Origin of the sequence: Actinomycetospora sp. NBRC 106375 (genome assembly GCF_030269665.1) — a bacterium.
Lineage (GTDB): Bacteria > Actinomycetota > Actinomycetes > Mycobacteriales > Pseudonocardiaceae > Actinomycetospora.
This window is the reverse complement of the sequence record NZ_BSTS01000002.1, coordinates 127668-146287: the sequence shown is the minus strand read 5'-3', so window position 1 is coordinate 146287 and position 18620 is coordinate 127668. Positions and strand designations below refer to the sequence as shown.

Here is an 18620-nt window from a genome sequence, read left to right as displayed (position 1 = left end):
TGGGCCCCCTCTAGAAAACAGCTCACCCATCCAGGGGAGAACCTTTGCTCGACGTCAACTTCTTCGACGAGCTGCGGATCGGTCTGGCCACCGCCGACGACATCCGCCAGTGGTCCTTCGGCGAGGTCAAGAAGCCCGAGACCATCAACTACCGCACGCTCAAGCCCGAGAAGGACGGACTCTTCTGCGAGAAGATCTTCGGTCCGACGCGGGACTGGGAGTGCTACTGCGGCAAGTACAAGCGCGTCCGCTTCAAGGGCATCATCTGTGAGCGCTGCGGCGTCGAGGTGACCCGGGCCAAGGTGCGCCGTGAGCGCATGGGCCACATCGAGCTGGCCGCGCCGGTCACGCACATCTGGTACTTCAAGGGCGTCCCCTCGCGCCTGGGCTACCTGCTCGACCTGGCGCCCAAGGACCTCGAGAAGATCATCTACTTCGCTGCCTACGTGATCACCGAGGTGAACACCGAGCAGCGGCATAACGACCAGTCGACGCTCGAGAACGAGATCTCGGGCGAGCGCAAGCGTCTCGAGACCCAGCGCGACAACGACCTCGAGGCCCGCGCCCAGAAGCTCGAGTCCGATGTGGCCGAGCTCGAGGCCGAGGGCGCGAAGTCCGACGTGCGGCGCAAGGTCAAGGAGGGCGGCGAGCGCGAGATGCGCCAGCTGCGCGACCGTGCGCAGCGCGAGCTCGACCGCCTCGACGAGGTCTGGACCACGTTCACCAAGCTCGACCGTGGCCAGCTGATCTCGGACGAGACGCTTTACCGCGAGCTCTACGACCGCTACGCCGACTACTTCACCGGTGCCATGGGTGCCGAGGCGATCCAGAAGCTCCTGGAGACCTTCGACATCGACGCCGAGGCCGACAACCTCCGCGAGACCATCCGCAGCGGCAAGGGGCAGCGCAAGCTGCGCGCGCTCAAGCGGCTCAAGGTCGTCGCGGCCTTCCAGGCCACCGGCAACCGGCCCACCGGCATGGTGCTCGACTGCGTCCCGGTCATCCCGCCGGACCTGCGCCCGATGGTGCAGCTCGACGGTGGCCGCTTCGCGACGTCGGACCTCAACGACCTGTACCGCCGGGTCATCAACCGCAACAACCGCCTCAAGCGACTGATCGACCTCGGTGCGCCCGAGATCATCGTCAACAACGAGAAGCGGATGCTGCAGGAGGCCGTCGACGCGCTGTTCGACAACGGCCGCCGCGGCCGCCCGGTCACCGGGCCGGGCAACCGCCCGCTCAAGTCGCTGTCCGACCTGCTCAAGGGCAAGCAGGGCCGGTTCCGCCAGAACCTGCTCGGCAAGCGCGTCGACTACTCGGGCCGTTCGGTCATCGTGGTCGGCCCGCAGCTCAAGCTGCACCAGTGCGGCCTGCCCAAGCAGATGGCGCTCGAGCTGTTCAAGCCGTTCGTCATGAAGCGGCTGGTCGACCTCAACCACGCCCAGAACATCAAGTCCGCGAAGCGGATGGTCGAGCGTCAGCGCGGCCAGGTCTGGGACGTGCTCGAGGAGGTCATCAACGAGCACCCGGTGATGCTGAACCGGGCGCCCACGCTGCACCGCCTCGGCATCCAGGCCTTCGAGCCGCAGCTGGTCGAGGGCAAGGCGATCCAGCTGCACCCGCTGGTCTGCGAGGCGTTCAACGCCGACTTCGACGGCGACCAGATGGCCGTCCACCTGCCGCTGTCGGCCGAGGCGCAGGCCGAGGCCCGCATCCTCATGCTGTCGGCGAACAACATCCTCTCGCCGGCGTCGGGCAAGCCGCTGGCCATGCCGCGCCTGGACATGGTGACCGGCCTGTACTACCTCACCCAGCGCACCGAGGGTGCCGACGGCGAGGGCCGGGCCTACTCGTCGCCCGCCGAGGCGATCATGGCGTACGACCTGGGGTCGCTCGACCTCCAGGCGCCGATCAAGATCCGCCTCAGCGAGACGGTCGTGCCCGGGCCGGGCATGACCAACGGCGAGTACGAGCCCGGCAAGCCGTGGCTGGCCGAGACGACGCTGGGCCGGGTGCTCTTCAACGAGCTGCTTCCGGAGGACTACCCCTTCGTCAACGACCAGCTCCCGAAGAAGCGCCAGGCCGCGATCATCAACGACCTGGCCGAGCGGTACTCGATGACCGAGGTCGCGATGACCCTGGACCGGCTCAAGGACGCCGGCTTCCACTGGGCCACGCGCTCCGGGGTCACCATCGCCATCGACGACGTCGTCGTGCCCCCGCGCAAGCAGGAGATCCTCGACGAGTACGAGGGCCGCGCGGAGCAGGTCAACAAGCGCTACCAGCGCGGTGCGCTCTCCTACCAGGAGCGCAACGACGAGATGGTGCGCATCTGGGGCCAGGCCACGGAGGAGGTGGCGAAGGCGATGGAGGACAACTTCCCCGCCGACAACTCCATCTCCAAGATCGTCGCCTCGGGGGCGGCCGGCAACATGACCCAGGTCCGCCAGCTGGCGGGCATGAAGGGTCTGGTCGCGAACCCGAAGGGCGAGTTCATCCCGCGGCCGATCAAGTCCAACTTCCGCGAGGGCTTCTCGGTGGTCGAGTACTTCATCTCGACCCACGGCACCCGCAAGGGTCTCGCCGACACCGCCCTGCGCACCGCCGACTCGGGCTACCTGACCCGGCGCCTGGTCGACGTGTCGCAGGACGTCATCGTCCGCGAGGTCGACTGCGGCACCGAGCGCGGCATCCCGATGCCGATCGGCGAGGAGGGCCCCGACGGGACCCTCGTGCGCGACGTGCACGTCGACACCAGCGTCTACACCCGCACGGCGGCCTCGGCCGTCACGGACGACGCCGGCAACGAGCTGCTCGGCCGCGGTGCCGACATCGGCCAGCAGGCGATCGACGCCCTCCTGGGCGCCGGCGTCGGCAAGGTCCGGGTCCGCAGCGTCCTGACCTGCGACTCGGCGCAGGGCGTCTGCGCGATGTGCTACGGCCGCTCGCTGGCGACCGGCAAGCTCGTCGACGTCGGCGAGGCGGTCGGCATCGTCGCCGCCCAGTCGATCGGTGAGCCCGGCACGCAGCTGACGATGCGCACCTTCCACACCGGTGGCGTCGCGGGTGAGGACATCACCACGGGTCTGCCGCGTGTACAGGAGCTCTTCGAGGCCCGCGTCCCGAAGGGCAAGGCGCCCATCGCCGACGTGGACGGCCGCATCCAGCTCGAGGACGGCGACAAGTTCTGGAAGATCACCCTCATCCCGGACGACGGGAGCGAGGAGGTCGTCTACGACAAGCTGTCCAAGCGCCAGCGGCTCGCGACCATCGCGGCCGACGGCTCCGAGCGCCCGCTGCAGGACGGCGACCACGTCGGCGTCGGCCAGCAGCTGCTCGAGGGCACGGCGGACCCGCACGAGGTGCTGCGCGTGATGGGCCCCCGCGAGGTGCAGCTGCACCTCGTCGACCAGGTGCAGAAGGTGTACCGGTCGCAGGGTGTGTCGATCCACGACAAGCACATCGAGGTCATCGTCCGGCAGATGCTGCGCCGGGTGACGATCATCGACTCGGGCGCCACCGAGTTCCTGCCCGGTGGTGTCGTCGACCGCGCCGAGTTCGAGGCGGCCAACCGCAAGGTGGTCTCCGAGGGCGGCGACCCGGCGGCGGCCCGCCCGGTGCTCATGGGCATCACGAAGGCCTCGCTGGCCACCGAGTCGTGGCTGTCCGCCGCCTCCTTCCAGGAGACGACGCGCATCCTCACGAACGCGGCCATCGAGGGGAAGTCCGACAGCCTCGTGGGGCTGAAGGAGAACGTGATCATCGGCAAGCTGATCCCGGCCGGCACCGGCATCAACCGGTACCGGAACATCCAGGTCCAGCCCACCGAGGAGGCCCGCGCGGCCGCCTACGCCCTGCCGAGCTACGACGACGGGTACTACGCCCCCGACGTGTTCGGCTCCGGCACCGGTGCCGCGGTCCCGCTCGACGACTACGACTTCGGGCAGTTCCGCTGATCTTCGGAGACGAAGCGGAGCGGAGCTCGACCATCGAGTCCTAGTCGCCGCACGACACCGGAGGGCGTCCCCGCACCGCGGGGGCGCCCTCTGTCGTGTGTGCGGGCGACCCGCGGCGTCGGCGAGATCAGGAGCGCGTCATCCACCCCGGTGCGCCCGCCGAGGTGGACCAGGTGCTCGTGATCTCCGAGGTCGCCGCCGCCGGGCGCGCAGCGAGGGCGTCCCTCGCTGCCTGGGACGCAGCGAGGGACGCCCTCGCTCCACCACCCTCGCTCCACCACCCTCGCTTCAACGGAGGCCCCCGGTCCGCCGCGGGACGCCGGCCCGCGCAGCGGAATGGGCGGGGCGGGCGGGGCGTTGCACATCACGCGAGGGCGGGTGCCGGGTGTGGCTTGCGGGCCGTGGCGGTGGAGGTATCCTCGCGATCAGTCCGGTCGACGTGGTGGCTCCACCCTCGTCGGCATGGCCGCCACCGACAGGCGGTCGAGGACGTCCGAGGGGCCGCGGCACAGGACACCGACGGCGTCGCCGGGCCGCTGCGAGCGGCGTCCGGCACCCTGATCCGACCCGCCGGAACGCGCTCTCGCGCGGGCGCGTACCCTGGCTACCAGTGCCCGACGTGGTCGGGTCGCTCCGCGTGCCGGTCCCCGTGCGGTGCGCCGGTCCCCGTGCGAGAGGGATCGCGCCGCTCGGAGGGGGAGCCGGCCGGTGCACCGGGGGAGTCCCCGCGACGACGCGTACGACGTCGCCGGGGTGTCCCGGGCGCGGAGGTACGAGCCCGACGCAGAACACAGAGGAACGGAAGACAACTACCTCGATGCCCACCATCCAGCAGTTGGTCCGTCGGGGCCGCGAGGACAAGGTCGAGAAGACCAAGACCGCGGCCCTCAAGGGGAGCCCGCAGCGCCGCGGCGTCTGCACGCGCGTCTACACCACCACGCCGAAGAAGCCGAACTCCGCGCTGCGCAAGGTCGCGCGTGTCCGGCTCTCCAACGGCATCGAGGTCACGGCCTACATCCCCGGTGAGGGCCACAACCTCCAGGAGCACTCGATCGTGCTGGTGCGCGGCGGTCGTGTGAAGGACCTGCCGGGCGTGCGCTACAAGATCATTCGCGGTGCCCTCGACACGCAGGCGGTCAAGAACCGCAAGCAGGCCCGCAGCCGCTACGGGACCAAGAAGGACAAGAGCTGACATGCCGCGCAAGGGACCCGCTCCGAAGCGTCCGCTCGTCGCCGACCCGGTCTACGGGTCGCCGCTCGTGACGCAGCTCGTGAACAAGGTGCTCGTCGACGGCAAGCGCTCGCTGGCCGAGCGCATCGTCTACGGCGCGATGGAGGGCTGCCGCGAGCGCAACGGCGCCGACCCGGTCGTCACGCTGAAGCGCGCGCTGGACAACGTGAAGCCGGCCCTCGAGGTCCGCAGCCGCCGTGTCGGTGGCGCGACCTACCAGGTGCCGATCGAGGTGCGTGCCGGGCGTTCGACCACCCTCGGCCTGCGCTGGCTGATCACGTATTCCCGGGCGCGCCGGGAGAAGACCATGATCGAGCGGCTCACGAACGAGCTGCTCGACGCCTCGAACGGCTTGGGCGCGAGCGTCAAGCGCCGCGAGGACACGCACAAGATGGCGGAGTCGAACAAGGCGTTCGCGCACTACCGCTGGTGATCGGCGCGGCCTCGGCGGGTGTGATCCACCCGCGGGGCCGTCCGGTCCGAGAACACCCCGCCGCGGGACCCGCGGCGACGAACCGACGGGAAGAGGAATCTCGTGGCACGCGAGGTGCTGAGCGATCTGGGCAAGGTCCGCAACATCGGGATCATGGCCCACATCGACGCGGGCAAGACCACCACGACCGAGCGCGTCCTGTTCTACACCGGCATCAACTACAAGCTCGGTGAGGTCCACGACGGCGCGGCGACGATGGACTGGATGGAGGAGGAGCAGAAGCGCGGCATCACGATCACGTCCGCCGCGACGACCTGCTTCTGGAAAGACCACCAGATCAACATCATCGACACGCCCGGCCACGTCGACTTCACGGTCGAGGTGGAGCGCTCCCTGCGCGTCCTGGACGGCGCCGTCGCCGTCTTCGACGGCAAGGAGGGCGTCGAGCCGCAGTCCGAGACGGTGTGGCGCCAGGCCGACACCTACAACGTCCCGCGCATCTGCTTCGTCAACAAGATGGACAAGCTCGGGGCGGACTTCTACTTCACCGTGCGCACCATCAAGGACCGCCTCGGCGCCAAGCCGCTGGTCCTGCAGCTGCCGATGGGGTCGGAGTCGGAGTTCTACGGCGTCATCGACCTGGTGCGCATGCGCGCGCTGACGTGGCGCGGCGAGGTCTCCAAGGGCGAGGACTACGCCGTCGAGGAGATCCCGGCCGACCGCATGGACGAGGTCGAGGAGTACCGGACGACGCTGCTCGAGGCCATCGCCGAGAACGACGAGGCGCTCATGGAGCGCTACTTCGCCGGCGAGGAGCTCACGGTCGAGGAGATCGAGCACGGCATCCGCGCCGTCACGGTCACCGGCGACTACTACCCGGTGCTGCTGGGCTCGGCGTTCAAGAACAAGGGCGTGCAGCCCATGCTCGACGCCGTCATCGCCTACCTGCCGGCGCCGACCGACGTGCCGCCGGTCAACGGCACGCTGCTCGACGGCGAGACCGCGGTGCAGCGCTCGGCCTCGACGGACGAGCCCTTCTCGGCGCTCGCGTTCAAGATCGCCGCGCACCCGTTCTACGGGAAGCTGACCTACGTCCGCGTGTACTCGGGCAAGCTCGCCCAGGGCACGCAGATCATCAACTCGACCAAGGACCGCAAGGAGCGCATCGGCAAGCTGCTGCAGATGCACTCCAACAAGGAGAACCCGGTCGACGAGGCCCGCGCCGGCCACATCTACGCGGTGGTGGGCCTGAAGGACACGACCACGGGCGACACCCTCTGCGACCCGCAGAACCCGGTGATCCTCGAGTCGATGACCTTCCCGGAGCCGGTCATCTCCGTCGCGGTCGAGCCGAAGTCGAAGGCCGACCAGGAGAAGCTCTCGACGGCGATCCAGCGGCTCGCCGACGAGGACCCGACCTTCCGCGTCAACCTCGACGAGGAGACCGGGCAGACGATCATCTCGGGGATGGGCGAGCTCCACCTCGACGTGCTCGTCAACCGGATGAAGTCGGACTTCAAGGTCGAGGCCAACATCGGCAAGCCGCAGGTGGCCTACCGCGAGACCATCCGCCGGCCGGTCGAGAAGTTCGAGTACACGCACAAGAAGCAGACCGGTGGGTCGGGTCAGTTCGCGCGCGTCATCATCGCGCTCGAGCCGCTGCCCCGCGGGCCGGAGCTGCCGCTCTACGAGTTCGCCAACAAGGTGACCGGCGGCCGCGTGCCGCGCGAGTACATCCCGTCGGTGGACGAGGGTGCCCAGGACGCCATGCAGTACGGCGTCGTCGCCGGCTACCCGCTGGTGGGCATGAAGGTGACGCTGCTCGACGGTCAGTACCACGAGGTCGACTCGTCCGAGATGGCGTTCAAGGTCGCTGGGTCGATGGCGCTCAAGGAGTCGGTCCGCAAGGCCGACCCCGCGCTGCTCGAGCCGGTGATGGCCGTCGAGGTGTCGACCCCCGAGGAGTACATGGGCGACGTCATCGGCGACCTCAACTCCCGCCGTGGCCAGATCCAGGCCATGGAGGAGCGGACCGGCGGTGGCCGCGTCGTGCGCGCGATCGTCCCGCTCTCGGAGATGTTCGGCTACGTCGGCGACCTGCGGTCGCGGACCCAGGGCCGGGCGAACTACTCCATGCAGTTCGACTCCTACGCGGAGGTCCCGGCCAACGTGGCCAAGGAGATCATCGCGAAGGCGACCGGCGAGTGACACCGGTCCGTGACCCGGGCGAGAGCCCGGGTCACGGCGGCCGGAGGCGCGGCGGAGCTGCCGCGCCGACGGCCGACGACGGACCAGGTCGCGGGCCCGCGCGAGGCTTTCGCTAGCCTCGTGACGGGTCTCTCGGTCCTCCGAGACACGGCAGGACCCACACCGACGAGCACCACTTGGCCCGGCTCCACCACGGGACGGGTCAGGAGAACAGAAGTCCAGGAGGACGAGAGCAGTGGCGAAGGCCAAGTTCGAGCGGACCAAGCCGCACGTCAACATCGGCACGATCGGTCACATCGACCACGGGAAGACGACGCTCACCGCGGCGATCACCAAGGTGCTGCACGACAAGTTCCCGCAGCTCAACCAGGCGTCGGCGTTCGACATGATCGACAAGGCGCCCGAGGAGCGGCAGCGCGGCATCACGATCTCGATCGCGCACGTCGAGTACCAGACCGAGAAGCGCCACTACGCGCACGTCGACTGCCCCGGGCACGCCGACTACGTCAAGAACATGATCACCGGCGCGGCCCAGATGGACGGCGCCATCCTCGTGGTGGCCGCCACCGACGGCCCCATGCCGCAGACCCGCGAGCACGTGCTGCTCGCCCGCCAGGTCGGCGTCCCCTACATCGTGGTGGCGCTGAACAAGGCGGACATGGTCGACGACGAGGAGATCATGGAGCTCGTCGAGATGGAGGTCCGTGAGCTGCTCAGCTCGCAGGACTTCCCCGGCGACGACCTGCCCGTGGTCCGCGTCTCCGCGCTGAAGGCGCTCGAGGGCGACGCCGAGTGGGGCGACGCCATCATGAGCCTGATGGACGCCGTCGACGACAGCATCCCGTCGCCCGAGCGTGACACCGACAAGCCGTTCCTCATGCCCGTCGAGGACGTCTTCACGATCACCGGTCGCGGCACCGTCGTCACCGGCCGCGTCGAGCGCGGCATCGTCAAGGTGAACGAGGAGGTGGAGATCATCGGCATCCGCGCGAAGTCGACGAAGACCACCACCACGGGCATCGAGATGTTCCGCAAGCTCCTCGACGAGGGTCGCGCCGGCGACAACGTCGGCCTCCTCCTGCGCGGCATCAAGCGCGAGGACGTCGAGCGCGGCATGGTCATCGGCAAGCCGGGCTCGATCACCCCGCACACCGAGTTCGAGGGCCAGGTCTACATCCTGGGCAAGGACGAGGGCGGGCGGCACACGCCGTTCTTCAACAACTACCGCCCGCAGTTCTACTTCCGGACCACCGACGTCACCGGCGTCGTGACGCTCCCGGAGGGCACCGAGATGGTCATGCCCGGTGACAACACCGAGATGTCCGTCCAGCTGATCCAGCCGATCGCCATGGAGGAAGGCCTCCAGTTCGCCATCCGCGAGGGTGGCCGGACGGTCGGCGCCGGTCAGGTCACGAAGATCCAGAAGTAGTACCGGGGCCCCGGTGCAGGGCCGCGAGAGCGGCCGTGCGACACTGGAGTCCTAGCTCGCACAGGGCGGTCGGCTCATGCGGTATCGAGTCGGCCGCCCTGCTGTGAGCGGGGGTCCGAGAGCCACACCGTGGGCCCGGGTCCCCGGCCATGCCGGGGCCCACCGTGCCGCCGCCCGCCACGGGCGCGGGACGGACACACGTTGAACAGCGCGAGGTCCGCGGGCCCGCACCGTGCGCGAGCACGTGGCGGAGCCCGGCGACGGATTCGACACGCCCGACCGCGTGGACCGCCAGACGGTCCCGGTCGGGGATGTGGATCCGGCCGGCACGCACCGGGGCGTCTCGAGAACCTGGCCAGCCACCGGGGGCGCACGCCCCCGGCGGGACGAGAAGAGGAACGGCAAAGCCACCATGGCGGGACAGAAGATCCGCATTCGGCTCAAGGCCTACGACCACGAAGCGATCGACGCGTCGGCTCGAAAGATCGTCGAGACCGTGACGCGCACCGGCGCCTCCGTGGTCGGGCCCGTGCCGCTGCCGACCGAGAAGAACATCTACTGCGTCATCCGCTCGCCGCACAAGTACAAGGACTCGCGCGAGCACTTCGAGATGCGCACCCACAAGCGACTGATCGACATCGTCGACCCGACGCCGAAGACGGTGGACGCGCTCATGCGCATCGACCTGCCGGCGAGCGTCGACGTGAACATCCAGTGAGGTCGGCAGTGACTACAGCGACTGCAGCGAACGTCGCTCCGGCGCGGCCGGAGCGGAAGATGAGCGGCGTCCTCGGCACCAAGGTCGGCATGACCCAGGTCTTCGACGAGTCGAACCGCGTCGTGCCGGTCACGGTCGTCAAGGCCGGGCCGTGCGTCGTCACGCAGGTGCGCACCCCGTCGGTGGACGGCTACAACGCCGTGCAGATCGCGTACGGCGCGATCGACCCGCGCAAGGTGAACAAGCCGGAGACCGGCCACTTCTCGAAGGCCGGCGTGACCCCGCGCCGCCACCTCGCCGAGCTGCGCACCAGCGACGCGAGCGAGTACGAGGTCGGCCAGGAGATCAACGCCGAGGCGTTCTCCGCCGGCGCCGTCGTGGACGTCTCGGGCACGAGCAAGGGCAAGGGCACCGCCGGTGTCATGAAGCGCCACGGCTTCGGCGGCCTCGGGGCCAGCCACGGCACGCAGCGCAAGCACCGCTCGCCCGGCGCCATCGGCGGCTGCGCCACCCCGGCGCGTGTCTTCAAGGGCACGCGCATGGCCGGCCGCATGGGCCACGTCAAGACCACCACCCAGAACCTGACCGTCCACGGCGTGGACGCCGAAGCGGGCCTGCTGCTGATCCGCGGCGCGGTCCCCGGCCCCCGCGGCGGTCTGGTCCTGGTCACCACGGCCGCCAAGGTCGATCCCGCGAAGGGCGGTGCCCAGTGACGACCCCCGACGGACACACCCCCGGTGTGAGCGACACCGAAGGTGTCGACGGCGGCGAGCAGGTCTCCGCCGGCACCGGCTCGGCGACGGCGGCCGCCACGGCCACGCTCGAGCGGTCCCGGCGCGGCGGCGAGACGCGCCGCAGCGGCTACTCGGCCGGCGAGGCCCGGCGTCTCGCCCGTCGCGACGCGCACGCGCAGGCCGCCGGCGAGACGCGCTCGGTGCCGGTGCACACGCCCGCGGGCGGCACCGACGGCTCCGTCGAGCTCCCCGGTGAGCTCTTCGACGCGCCGGCCAGCACCGCGCTGATGCACCAGGTCGTCACCGCGCAGCTCGCGGCGGCCCGCCAGGGCACGCACGACACCAAGACCCGCGGTGAGGTCCGGGGCGGCGGCAAGAAGCCGTACCGGCAGAAGGGCACCGGCCGCGCCCGCCAGGGTTCGGTGCGCGCCCCGCAGTTCACCGGCGGCGGCACCGTCCACGGCCCGACGCCGCGCGACTACGACCAGCGGACCCCGAAGAAGATGAAGGCGGCGGCCCTGCGCGGCGCGCTGTCGGACCGCGCCCGCCACGAGCGCATCCACGTCTTCTCCGCGCTGGTCGACGGCGGGGCGCCGTCCACCAAGGGCGCGCGCAGCGCGCTCGAGGGCGTCGTGGAGCCGAGCCGGGAGCGCCGCACGGTGCTCGCGGTCATCACCCGCGACGACGAGGCCGGCCGCCGCAGCGTGGCCAACCTCCCGACGGTCCACCAGCTCACGCCGGACCAGCTGAACACCTACGACGTCCTGCGCGCCGACGACGTGGTCTTCACGTCGGCCGCGCTCGAGGCCTTCGTGGCCTCGCGCCTGCGGGGACAGGAGGACGAGAAGTGATCACCGACCCGCGAGACGTGATCATCGCGCCGGTCATCTCCGAGAAGAGCTACGGCCTGCTCGAGGAGCGCCAGTACACGTTCCTGGTGCGCCCGGACGCGAACAAGACGCAGATCAAGATCGCCGTCCAGGAGATCTTCGACGTGCAGGTGGCCAGCGTGAACACGCTGAACCGCGAGGGCAAGCGCAAGCGCTCCCGCCGCGGCTTCGGCAAGCGCAAGGACACCAAGCGCGCGGTCGTGACGGTGACGCCCGAGAGCCGGACCATCGACGTCTTCGGCGCACCCGGGGCAGGGAGCTGACCATGGGAATCCGCAGGTACAAGCCGACGACCGCCGGGCGGCGCGGCGCGAGCGTCTCGGACTTCGCCGAGATCACGCGCGACCACCCCGAGAAGTCGCTGGTCCGTCCGCTGCACAACAAGGGCGGCCGCAACGTCCACGGGCGCATCACCACCCGACACCAGGGCGGCGGCCACAAGCGGGCGTACCGGCTCATCGACTTCCGTCGCAACGACAAGGACGGCGTGCCGGCCAAGGTCGCGCACATCGAGTACGACCCCAACCGCAGCGCCCGCATTGCCCTGCTGCACTACGCCGACGGCGAGAAGCGCTACATCATCGCGCCGGAGCGTCTGGGCCAGGGCGACACGGTCGAGGCCGGCCCCAAGTCCGACATCAAGCCGGGCAACAACCTGCCGATGCGCAACATCCCCACCGGCACGGTGATCCACGCGATCGAGCTCCGCCCCGGCGGCGGCGCGAAGATCGCCCGCTCGGCGGGCGCCCGCGTGCAGCTGGTGGCCAAGGACGGCCCGTACGCCCAGCTGCGGATGCCCTCGGGCGAGATCCGCAACGTCGACGTCCGCTGCCGCGCCACCATCGGCGAGGTCGGCAACGCCGAGCACTCGAACATCAACTGGGGCAAGGCGGGCCGCAACCGCTGGCGGGGCAAGCGCCCCACCGTCCGCGGCGTCGTCATGAACCCGGTCGACCACCCGCACGGCGGTGGTGAGGGCAAGACCTCCGGCGGTCGCCACCCGGTCAACCCCGCCGGCACCCCCGAGGGCCGCACCCGGAGCCGGAAGGAGAGCGACCGCATGATCGTGCGTCGCCGCCGCACCGGCAAGGGCAAGAAGAAGCGCTGACGAGAGCAGGAGGGAGCGAAGCGATGCCACGCAGTCTCAAGAAGGGCCCGTTCGTCGACGACCACCTGCTCAAGAAGGTGGACGCGCTCAACGAGGCCAACCGCAAGACCGTCATCCGGACCTGGTCCCGGCGATCGACGATCATTCCGGACATGATCGGCCACACGCTGGCCGTGCACGACGGGCGCAAGCACGTCCCGGTGTTCGTCTCGGAGTCCATGGTCGGGCACAAGCTCGGCGAGTTCGCCCCGACCCGCACGTTCCGCGGGCACGTCAAGGAGGACCGCCGCTCCCGTCGCCGCTAGGCGACGGCGAGAGCGCGGGACCCCCCATGGCTCGAGACAAGGAAGGTACGTCCGAATGACCGCAGCAGCCGACACCGCCACGGCCCCCCGCGGGGCCGTCGCGCGGGCGCGCTACGTGCGCATGTCGCCGATGAAGGTCCGCCGCGTGGTGGACCTGGTGCGCGGCATGCCCGTCGGCCAGGCCGCCTCGGTGCTGGAGTTCGCCGAGCTCAAGGCGGCCCGCCCGGTCGCCAAGCTCGTCGCGAGCGCGGTGGCCAACGCCGAGAACAACTTCGACCTGGACTCCGCGAACCTGGTGATCTCCACGATCACCGTGGACGAGGGTCCGACCATGAAGCGGTTCCAGCCCCGCGCGCAGGGCCGGGCGTACCGCATCCGGAAGCGGACCAGCCACATCTACGTCGAGGTCACCGAGGTGGCCCCGGCGCAGGGCGGCCGGTCGCGCGCGAAGAGGAGTGGCCGCTGATGGGCCAGAAGATCAACCCGCACGGCTTCCGCCTCGGCATCACCACCGACTGGAAGTCGCGCTGGTACGCCGACAAGCAGTACGCCGACTACGTCGCCGAGGACGTGAAGATCCGCCGCATGCTCTCCAAGGGCATGGAGCGGGCCGGCATCTCCAAGGTCGAGATCGAGCGCACCCGTGACCGCGTGCGCGTCGACATCCACACCGCCCGCCCGGGCATCGTCATCGGCCGCCGCGGCGCCGAGGCCGACCGCCTGCGGGGCAACCTCGAGAAGCTGACCGGCAAGCAGGTCCAGCTCAACATCCTCGAGGTCAAGGGCGCCGAGGCGGACGCGCAGCTCGTCGCGCAGGGCGTGGCCGAGCAGCTGTCCAACCGCGTGTCCTTCCGGCGCGCGATGCGCAAGGCCATGCAGTCGGCCATGCGCTCGCCCGGCGTGAAGGGCATCCGGGTGCAGTGCTCCGGCCGGCTCGGCGGCGCCGAGATGTCGCGCTCCGAGTTCTACCGCGAGGGGCGGGTGCCGCTGCACACGCTCCGCGCGGAGATCGACTACGGCCTGTTCGAGGCCCGGACCAACTTCGGCCGCATCGGCGTGAAGGTCTGGATCTACAAGGGCGACGTCGTCGGCGGCAAGCGCGAGTCCGAGCGCCAGGCCGCGCTCGACGCCGCGACCCGCGACCCGCGCGGCGGCCGTGGTGGCCGCGGTGGTGGTGGCGACCGTCCCCGTGGCCGTCGGTCCGGCTCGTCCGGCACCACCGGCACGAGCACCGAGGCCGGGCGCGCGGCGGCGGAGCAGGCGGCTGCCGGTGCCAGCACGGGCGGGGCCCCCGCCGGCGCCGCCCCCGAGGCGACCACGCAGACGGAGTCCTAGAGCCATGCTGATCCCCCGCAAGGTCAAGTACCGCAAGCAGCACCGGCCGGACCGGACGGGCGCCGCCAAGGGCGGCACCCAGATGTCCTTCGGCGACTACGGCATCCAGGCCCTGGAGCACGCCTACGTCACCAACCGGCAGATCGAGTCGGCCCGTATCGCCATCACGCGGCACATCCGTCGTGGCGGCAAGGTGTGGATCAACATCTTCCCGGACCGGCCGCTGACCAAGAAGCCCGCCGAGACCCGCATGGGCTCCGGCAAGGGCTCGCCCGAGAAGTGGGTGGCGAACGTGAAGCCGGGCCGGGTCATGTTCGAGATGAGCTACCCCAACGAGGCCACGGCCCGCGAGGCGCTGCGCCGCGCGCAGCACAAGCTGCCGATGCGCTGCCGCATCGTGAGCCGTGAGGAGACGTTCTGATGGCCGCCGGCACCCCCGCCAGTGAGCTGCGCGAGCTGACCGGAGAAGAGCTCGTCGCCCGGGCCCGCGAGGCCAAGGCGGAGCTGTTCAACCTCCGGTTCCAGATGGCCACCGGGCAGCTGGACAACAACCGTCGACTGCGGACCGTGCGTCACGACATCGCGCGCATCTACACGGTGATGCGCGAGCGTGAGCTCGGCCTGTCGGTCGCCCCCGATGAGGAGGGAGCGGCATGAGCGAGACCCCAGAATCGACGACTCCGTCCAGCTCGGGGGCGACGGCCCCGGAGCGTGACGAGCAGGAGCAGGTCCGCGCCGAGGTCAAGCAGGGCGAGAACGCCCAGCAGAGCCCGGCGTCGGAGCGCAACGACGACCGCGGCCTGCGCAAGGTGCGTGAGGGCCTGGTCGTCTCCGACAAGATGGCCAAGACCATCGTCGTCAGCCTCGAGGACCGGGTGAAGCACCCGCGCTACTCGAAGGTCATCCGGCGCACGAAGAAGGTCAAGGCGCACGACGAGGAGAACACCGCCGGCCCCGGCGACCGCGTGCTCCTCATGGAGACCCGGCCGCTGTCGGCCACCAAGCGGTGGCGCCTGGTCCAGATCCTCGAGAAGGCCAAGTAGTCACCCTCGGGGCTCCGCCCCCGAGAAACCCCATGAACAGAGCCGGAAACCATCCGCCGCGTGCGGGTAGGTCAGGAGAGAAGCAGTGATCCAGCAGGAGTCGCGCCTCCGGGTCGCCGACAACACGGGAGCCAGGGAAATCCTGTGCATCCGCGTGCTCGGTGGCTCGTCCCGGCGCTACGCGGGGATCGGGGACGTCATCGTGGCGACCGTCAAGGAGGCCATCCCGGCCTCCGGCGTGAAGCGCGGTGACGTCGTCAAGGCCGTCGTCGTGCGCACCCGCAAGGAGAAGCGCCGTCCCGACGGCTCGTACATCAAGTTCGACGAGAACGCCGCCGTGATCATCAAGAACGACCGTGAGCCCCGCGGGACCCGCATCTTCGGCCCGGTGGGTCGCGAGCTGCGCGACAAGCGGTTCATGCGGATCATCTCGCTCGCGCCGGAGGTGCTGTAGCAGATGAAGGTCAAGAAGGGCGACACGGTCGTCGTCATCGCCGGCAAGGACAAGGGCGCCAAGGGCAAGGTCATCCAGGCCTACCCCGACCGCGAGCGCGTGCTCGTCGAGGGCGTCAACCGGATCAAGAAGCACACCGCCCAGTCGGCCAACCAGCGCGGCGCGCAGAGCGGCGGGATCGTCACGCAGGAAGCGGCGATCCACGTCTCGAACGTCATGGTGGTCGACCCCGACGGCAAGCCGACCCGCGTCGGCGTCCGCGCCGGCGGCGAGGGTGAGTCGAAGCGCGTGCGCATCGCGCGCCGCAGCGGGAAGGACCTCTCGTGACCAGCACCGAAGCTCCCGCGGCGAACGGGACGCGCAGCGGAGCGGAGCCGGCCCCTCAGAACCGCCCGCGCCTCAAGCAGCGCTACCACGACGCGATCAAGCCGGCCCTCAACGAGGAGTTCGGCTACGCGAACCCGATGCTGATCCCGGGTGTGGTCAAGGTCGTCGTGAACATGGGCGTGGGCGAGGCCGCCCGCGACTCCAAGCTCATGGAGGGCGCGGTCCGCGACCTCACCCTCATCGCCGGCCAGAAGCCCGAGATCCGCCGGGCCCGCAAGTCGATCGCGCAGTTCAAGCTGCGCGAGGGCATGCCGATCGGCGCCCGCACCACCCTGCGGGGTGCGCGGATGTGGGAGTTCCTGGACCGCCTGCTGACCATCGGCCTGCCGCGCATCCGCGACTTCCGCGGGCTGTCGCCCAAGCAGTTCGACGGCTCGGGCAACTACACGTTCGGTCTGACCGACCAGACGATGTTCCACGAGATCGACCAGGACTCGATCGACCGGCCGCGGGGGATGGACATCACCGTGGTCACCTCCGCGACGACCGACGAGGAGGGCCGGGCGCTGCTCCGTCAGCTCGGCTTCCCGTTCAGGGAGAACTGAGATGGCGAAGAAGGCACTGGTCAACAAGGCGGCGCGCAAGCCGAAGTTCGCGGTGCGCGGCTACACCCGCTGCAACCGCTGCGGGCGGGCCCGCGCCGTGCTGCGCAAGTTCGGGCTCTGCCGCGTCTGCCTGCGCGAGATGGCGCACCGGGGCGAGCTCCCGGGCGTGAGCAAGGCGTCCTGGTGAGCGACGAGAACGCCCAGCCGCTCGAGGACGCGCCGCTCGAAGGGGAGGCCATCTCCCCCGAGCTCCTGCGCCTCATCCAGCGCGTGGCCCACCGCGAGTACCTGCTCGACGGGACACCGGCCCCGCGCACCCGACCCACCGCTGACAGCAGCTCCACACGCCGCAGGCCCGCCATCGGGAGCGTCCGCAGGACCTCTCTGCGCGCCACCCGGGGAACCACGGCGAGGAAGGTGACCTGGTCATGACGATGACCGACCCGATCGCGGACATGCTCACGCGCATCCGGAACGCCAACTCGGCGTTCCACGAGAGCGCGACCATGCCGCACAGCAAGCTCAAGACCCACGTGGCGCAGGTCCTGCTCGACCAGGGCTACATCGCCGGGTACCGCACCGAGGCGGCGACGGTGGGCCAGTCCCTCGTGGTCGACCTCAAGTACGGCCCCAACCGCGAGCGCAGCATCGCCGGCATCAAGCGGGTCTCCAAGCCCGGCCTGCGGGTCTACGCGAAGTCCAACGAGCTCCCGCGGGTGCTCGGCGGCCTCGGCGTCGCGATCATCTCGACGTCCTCGGGCCTGCTGACCGACCGCCAGGCCCACCAGCGACGGATGGGCGGGGAAGTCCTCGCCTTCGTCTGGTAGCGGGAAGGGGAACCGAACCATGTCACGCATCGGCAAGGCCCCGATCACCGTGCCGTCGGGCGTCGACGTCACCGTCGACGGGCAGAACGTCACGGTCAAGGGCCCGAAGGGCACCCTGAGCCACCAGGTCGACGAGCCCATCATGGTCTCGCTCGACGACGGCGTGCTCTCGGTGCAGCGCCCCGACGACGAGCGCGAGAGCCGTGCGCTGCACGGCCTGTCGCGCTCGCTGCTGAACAACCTCGTGCAGGGCGTCTCCCAGGGTTACGAGCGCAAGCTCGAGATCCACGGCGTCGGCTACCGCGTCCAGCTGCGCGGCTCGGATCTCGAGTTCGCGCTGGGCTTCAGCCACCCGGTGAAGATCGCTCCGCCGGACGGCATCACGTTCGCGGTCGAGAGCCCCACGCGGTTCTCCGTGCAGGGCATCGACAAGCAGCTGGTCGGCCAGGTGGCCGCCAACATCCGCTGGCTGCGCCGTCCCGACCCGTACAAGGGCAAGGGCGTCCGCTACGCCGGCGAGCAGATCCGCCGCAAGGTCGGGAAGACGGGCAAGTGATGGCAGAGACAACGACGAAGGCACGCGGACACCTCGGCAAGAACGTGTCGGAGACCCGCCGCGCGGGTCGCACCCGGCGCCACGTCCGGCTGCGCAAGAAGATCGCCGGTACGCCGTCGCGGCCCCGCCTGGTCGTCACCCGCTCCACGCGGCACATCACGGCCCAGGTCGTCGACGACATCGCCGGGCACACCCTCGCCCACGCCTCGACCCTCGAGGCCGACGTGCGCGGGATGGAGGGCGACAAGAAGGCCCAGGCCGCCAAGGTCGGGCAGCTCGTCGCCTCCCGCGCCAAGGACCAGGGGATCGACGCGGTCGTCTTCGACCGCGGCGGTCGCCGCTACCACGGCCGCATCGCGCAGCTCGCGGATGCGGCCCGCGAGGGGGGTCTGCAGTTCTGATGGGAGACGCAGCGAAGCGGAGCTCGACCCGTCGGGACCGCACCCCCGAGATGACCACGA

24 protein-coding genes are annotated in these 18620 nt (G+C 70.2%); all 24 read left to right on the top strand.

What is annotated here, in order from left to right; all coding sequences use genetic code 11:
* The first annotated feature begins 44 nt into the window (after positions 1 to 44).
* The 24 genes from QSK03_RS04175 (at position 45) to rplR (ending at position 18560) form a co-directional block, all read left to right on the top strand.
* Positions 45 to 3956: a DNA-directed RNA polymerase subunit beta' gene (locus QSK03_RS04175; protein ID WP_285648709.1), complete on the top strand. Its 3912-nt coding sequence runs from the start codon at positions 45 to 47 to the stop codon at positions 3954 to 3956.
* 817 nt (positions 3957 to 4773) lie between these two features.
* On the top strand, positions 4774 to 5148 hold the full coding sequence (gene rpsL, locus QSK03_RS04170) for a 30S ribosomal protein S12 (protein ID WP_116708457.1): 375 nt from the start codon (positions 4774 to 4776) through the stop codon (positions 5146 to 5148).
* A 1-nt stretch (position 5149) separates the two neighbouring features.
* Positions 5150 to 5620, top strand: coding sequence for a 30S ribosomal protein S7 (rpsG, locus tag QSK03_RS04165; RefSeq protein WP_274200568.1), 471 nt, complete (start codon positions 5150 to 5152; stop codon positions 5618 to 5620).
* A 102-nt stretch (positions 5621 to 5722) separates the two neighbouring features.
* Positions 5723 to 7828, top strand: coding sequence for an elongation factor G (gene fusA, locus QSK03_RS04160; RefSeq protein ID WP_285648708.1), 2106 nt, complete (start codon positions 5723 to 5725; stop codon positions 7826 to 7828).
* 235 nt (positions 7829 to 8063) lie between these two features.
* A complete protein-coding gene (tuf, locus tag QSK03_RS04155) occupies positions 8064 to 9257 on the top strand; it encodes an elongation factor Tu (protein ID WP_285648707.1) in 1194 nt (397 codons plus the stop codon).
* Positions 9258 to 9669: 412 nt separating this feature from the next.
* Positions 9670 to 9975 carry a 30S ribosomal protein S10 gene (gene rpsJ, locus QSK03_RS04150; protein ID WP_116708461.1) on the top strand — a complete coding sequence of 102 codons (306 nt, stop codon included), beginning with the start codon at positions 9670 to 9672 and terminating at the stop codon, positions 9973 to 9975.
* A gap of 59 nt (positions 9976 to 10034) precedes the next feature.
* Positions 10035 to 10688, top strand: a complete 654-nt coding sequence (gene rplC, locus QSK03_RS04145) for a 50S ribosomal protein L3 (RefSeq protein WP_285648706.1) — start codon at positions 10035 to 10037, stop codon at positions 10686 to 10688.
* A gap of 221 nt (positions 10689 to 10909) precedes the next feature.
* Entirely contained in the window at positions 10910 to 11560 is a 651-nt protein-coding gene (rplD, locus tag QSK03_RS04140; protein WP_285649233.1) for a 50S ribosomal protein L4, read from the top strand.
* Positions 11557 to 11862 (top strand): 50S ribosomal protein L23, encoded by a 306-nt coding sequence (rplW, locus tag QSK03_RS04135; protein ID WP_285648705.1) that lies wholly within the window; start codon positions 11557 to 11559, stop codon positions 11860 to 11862. The genes rplD and rplW overlap by 4 nt, the downstream gene beginning before the upstream one ends.
* A gap of 2 nt (positions 11863 to 11864) precedes the next feature.
* Positions 11865 to 12707: a 50S ribosomal protein L2 gene (gene rplB, locus QSK03_RS04130; protein ID WP_285648704.1), complete on the top strand. Its 843-nt coding sequence runs from the start codon at positions 11865 to 11867 to the stop codon at positions 12705 to 12707.
* A gap of 23 nt (positions 12708 to 12730) precedes the next feature.
* Positions 12731 to 13012: a 30S ribosomal protein S19 gene (gene rpsS, locus QSK03_RS04125; protein WP_116708465.1), complete on the top strand. Its 282-nt coding sequence runs from the start codon at positions 12731 to 12733 to the stop codon at positions 13010 to 13012.
* A 55-nt stretch (positions 13013 to 13067) separates the two neighbouring features.
* Positions 13068 to 13478 (top strand): 50S ribosomal protein L22, encoded by a 411-nt coding sequence (gene rplV / locus QSK03_RS04120; protein ID WP_285648703.1) that lies wholly within the window; start codon positions 13068 to 13070, stop codon positions 13476 to 13478.
* Positions 13478 to 14347, top strand: a complete 870-nt coding sequence (gene rpsC / locus QSK03_RS04115; protein ID WP_285648702.1) for a 30S ribosomal protein S3 — start codon at positions 13478 to 13480, stop codon at positions 14345 to 14347. Before rplV ends, rpsC begins: the two co-directional genes overlap by 1 nt.
* Positions 14348 to 14351: 4 nt before the next feature.
* Positions 14352 to 14768: a 50S ribosomal protein L16 gene (gene rplP / locus QSK03_RS04110; protein ID WP_133829614.1), complete on the top strand. Its 417-nt coding sequence runs from the start codon at positions 14352 to 14354 to the stop codon at positions 14766 to 14768.
* Entirely contained in the window at positions 14768 to 15004 is a 237-nt protein-coding gene (gene rpmC / locus QSK03_RS04105) for a 50S ribosomal protein L29 (protein ID WP_169186800.1), read from the top strand. Before rplP ends, rpmC begins: the two co-directional genes overlap by 1 nt.
* Before the next feature lie 143 nt (positions 15005 to 15147).
* Positions 15148 to 15390, top strand: a complete 243-nt coding sequence (rpsQ, locus tag QSK03_RS04100) for a 30S ribosomal protein S17 (RefSeq protein ID WP_285649231.1) — start codon at positions 15148 to 15150, stop codon at positions 15388 to 15390.
* A gap of 85 nt (positions 15391 to 15475) precedes the next feature.
* Positions 15476 to 15844 carry a 50S ribosomal protein L14 gene (gene rplN / locus QSK03_RS04095; protein ID WP_116708470.1) on the top strand — a complete coding sequence of 123 codons (369 nt, stop codon included), beginning with the start codon at positions 15476 to 15478 and terminating at the stop codon, positions 15842 to 15844.
* A 3-nt stretch (positions 15845 to 15847) separates the two neighbouring features.
* Entirely contained in the window at positions 15848 to 16171 is a 324-nt protein-coding gene (gene rplX, locus QSK03_RS04090) for a 50S ribosomal protein L24 (protein ID WP_285648701.1), read from the top strand.
* A complete protein-coding gene (gene rplE, locus QSK03_RS04085) occupies positions 16168 to 16776 on the top strand; it encodes a 50S ribosomal protein L5 (RefSeq protein ID WP_285648700.1) in 609 nt (202 codons plus the stop codon). Before rplX ends, rplE begins: the two co-directional genes overlap by 4 nt.
* A gap of 1 nt (position 16777) precedes the next feature.
* On the top strand, positions 16778 to 16963 hold the full coding sequence (locus QSK03_RS04080) for a type Z 30S ribosomal protein S14 (protein ID WP_116708473.1): 186 nt from the start codon (positions 16778 to 16780) through the stop codon (positions 16961 to 16963).
* Positions 16960 to 17208, top strand: coding sequence for a hypothetical protein (locus QSK03_RS04075; protein WP_285648699.1), 249 nt, complete (start codon positions 16960 to 16962; stop codon positions 17206 to 17208). Before QSK03_RS04080 ends, QSK03_RS04075 begins: the two co-directional genes overlap by 4 nt.
* On the top strand, positions 17205 to 17603 hold the full coding sequence (gene rpsH, locus QSK03_RS04070) for a 30S ribosomal protein S8 (RefSeq protein WP_285648698.1): 399 nt from the start codon (positions 17205 to 17207) through the stop codon (positions 17601 to 17603). Before QSK03_RS04075 ends, rpsH begins: the two co-directional genes overlap by 4 nt.
* A gap of 19 nt (positions 17604 to 17622) precedes the next feature.
* Positions 17623 to 18159: a 50S ribosomal protein L6 gene (gene rplF, locus QSK03_RS04065; RefSeq protein ID WP_285648697.1), complete on the top strand. Its 537-nt coding sequence runs from the start codon at positions 17623 to 17625 to the stop codon at positions 18157 to 18159.
* Positions 18159 to 18560, top strand: a complete 402-nt coding sequence (gene rplR / locus QSK03_RS04060; protein ID WP_285648696.1) for a 50S ribosomal protein L18 — start codon at positions 18159 to 18161, stop codon at positions 18558 to 18560. The genes rplF and rplR overlap by 1 nt, the downstream gene beginning before the upstream one ends.
* Positions 18561 to 18620: the final 60 nt, after the last annotated feature.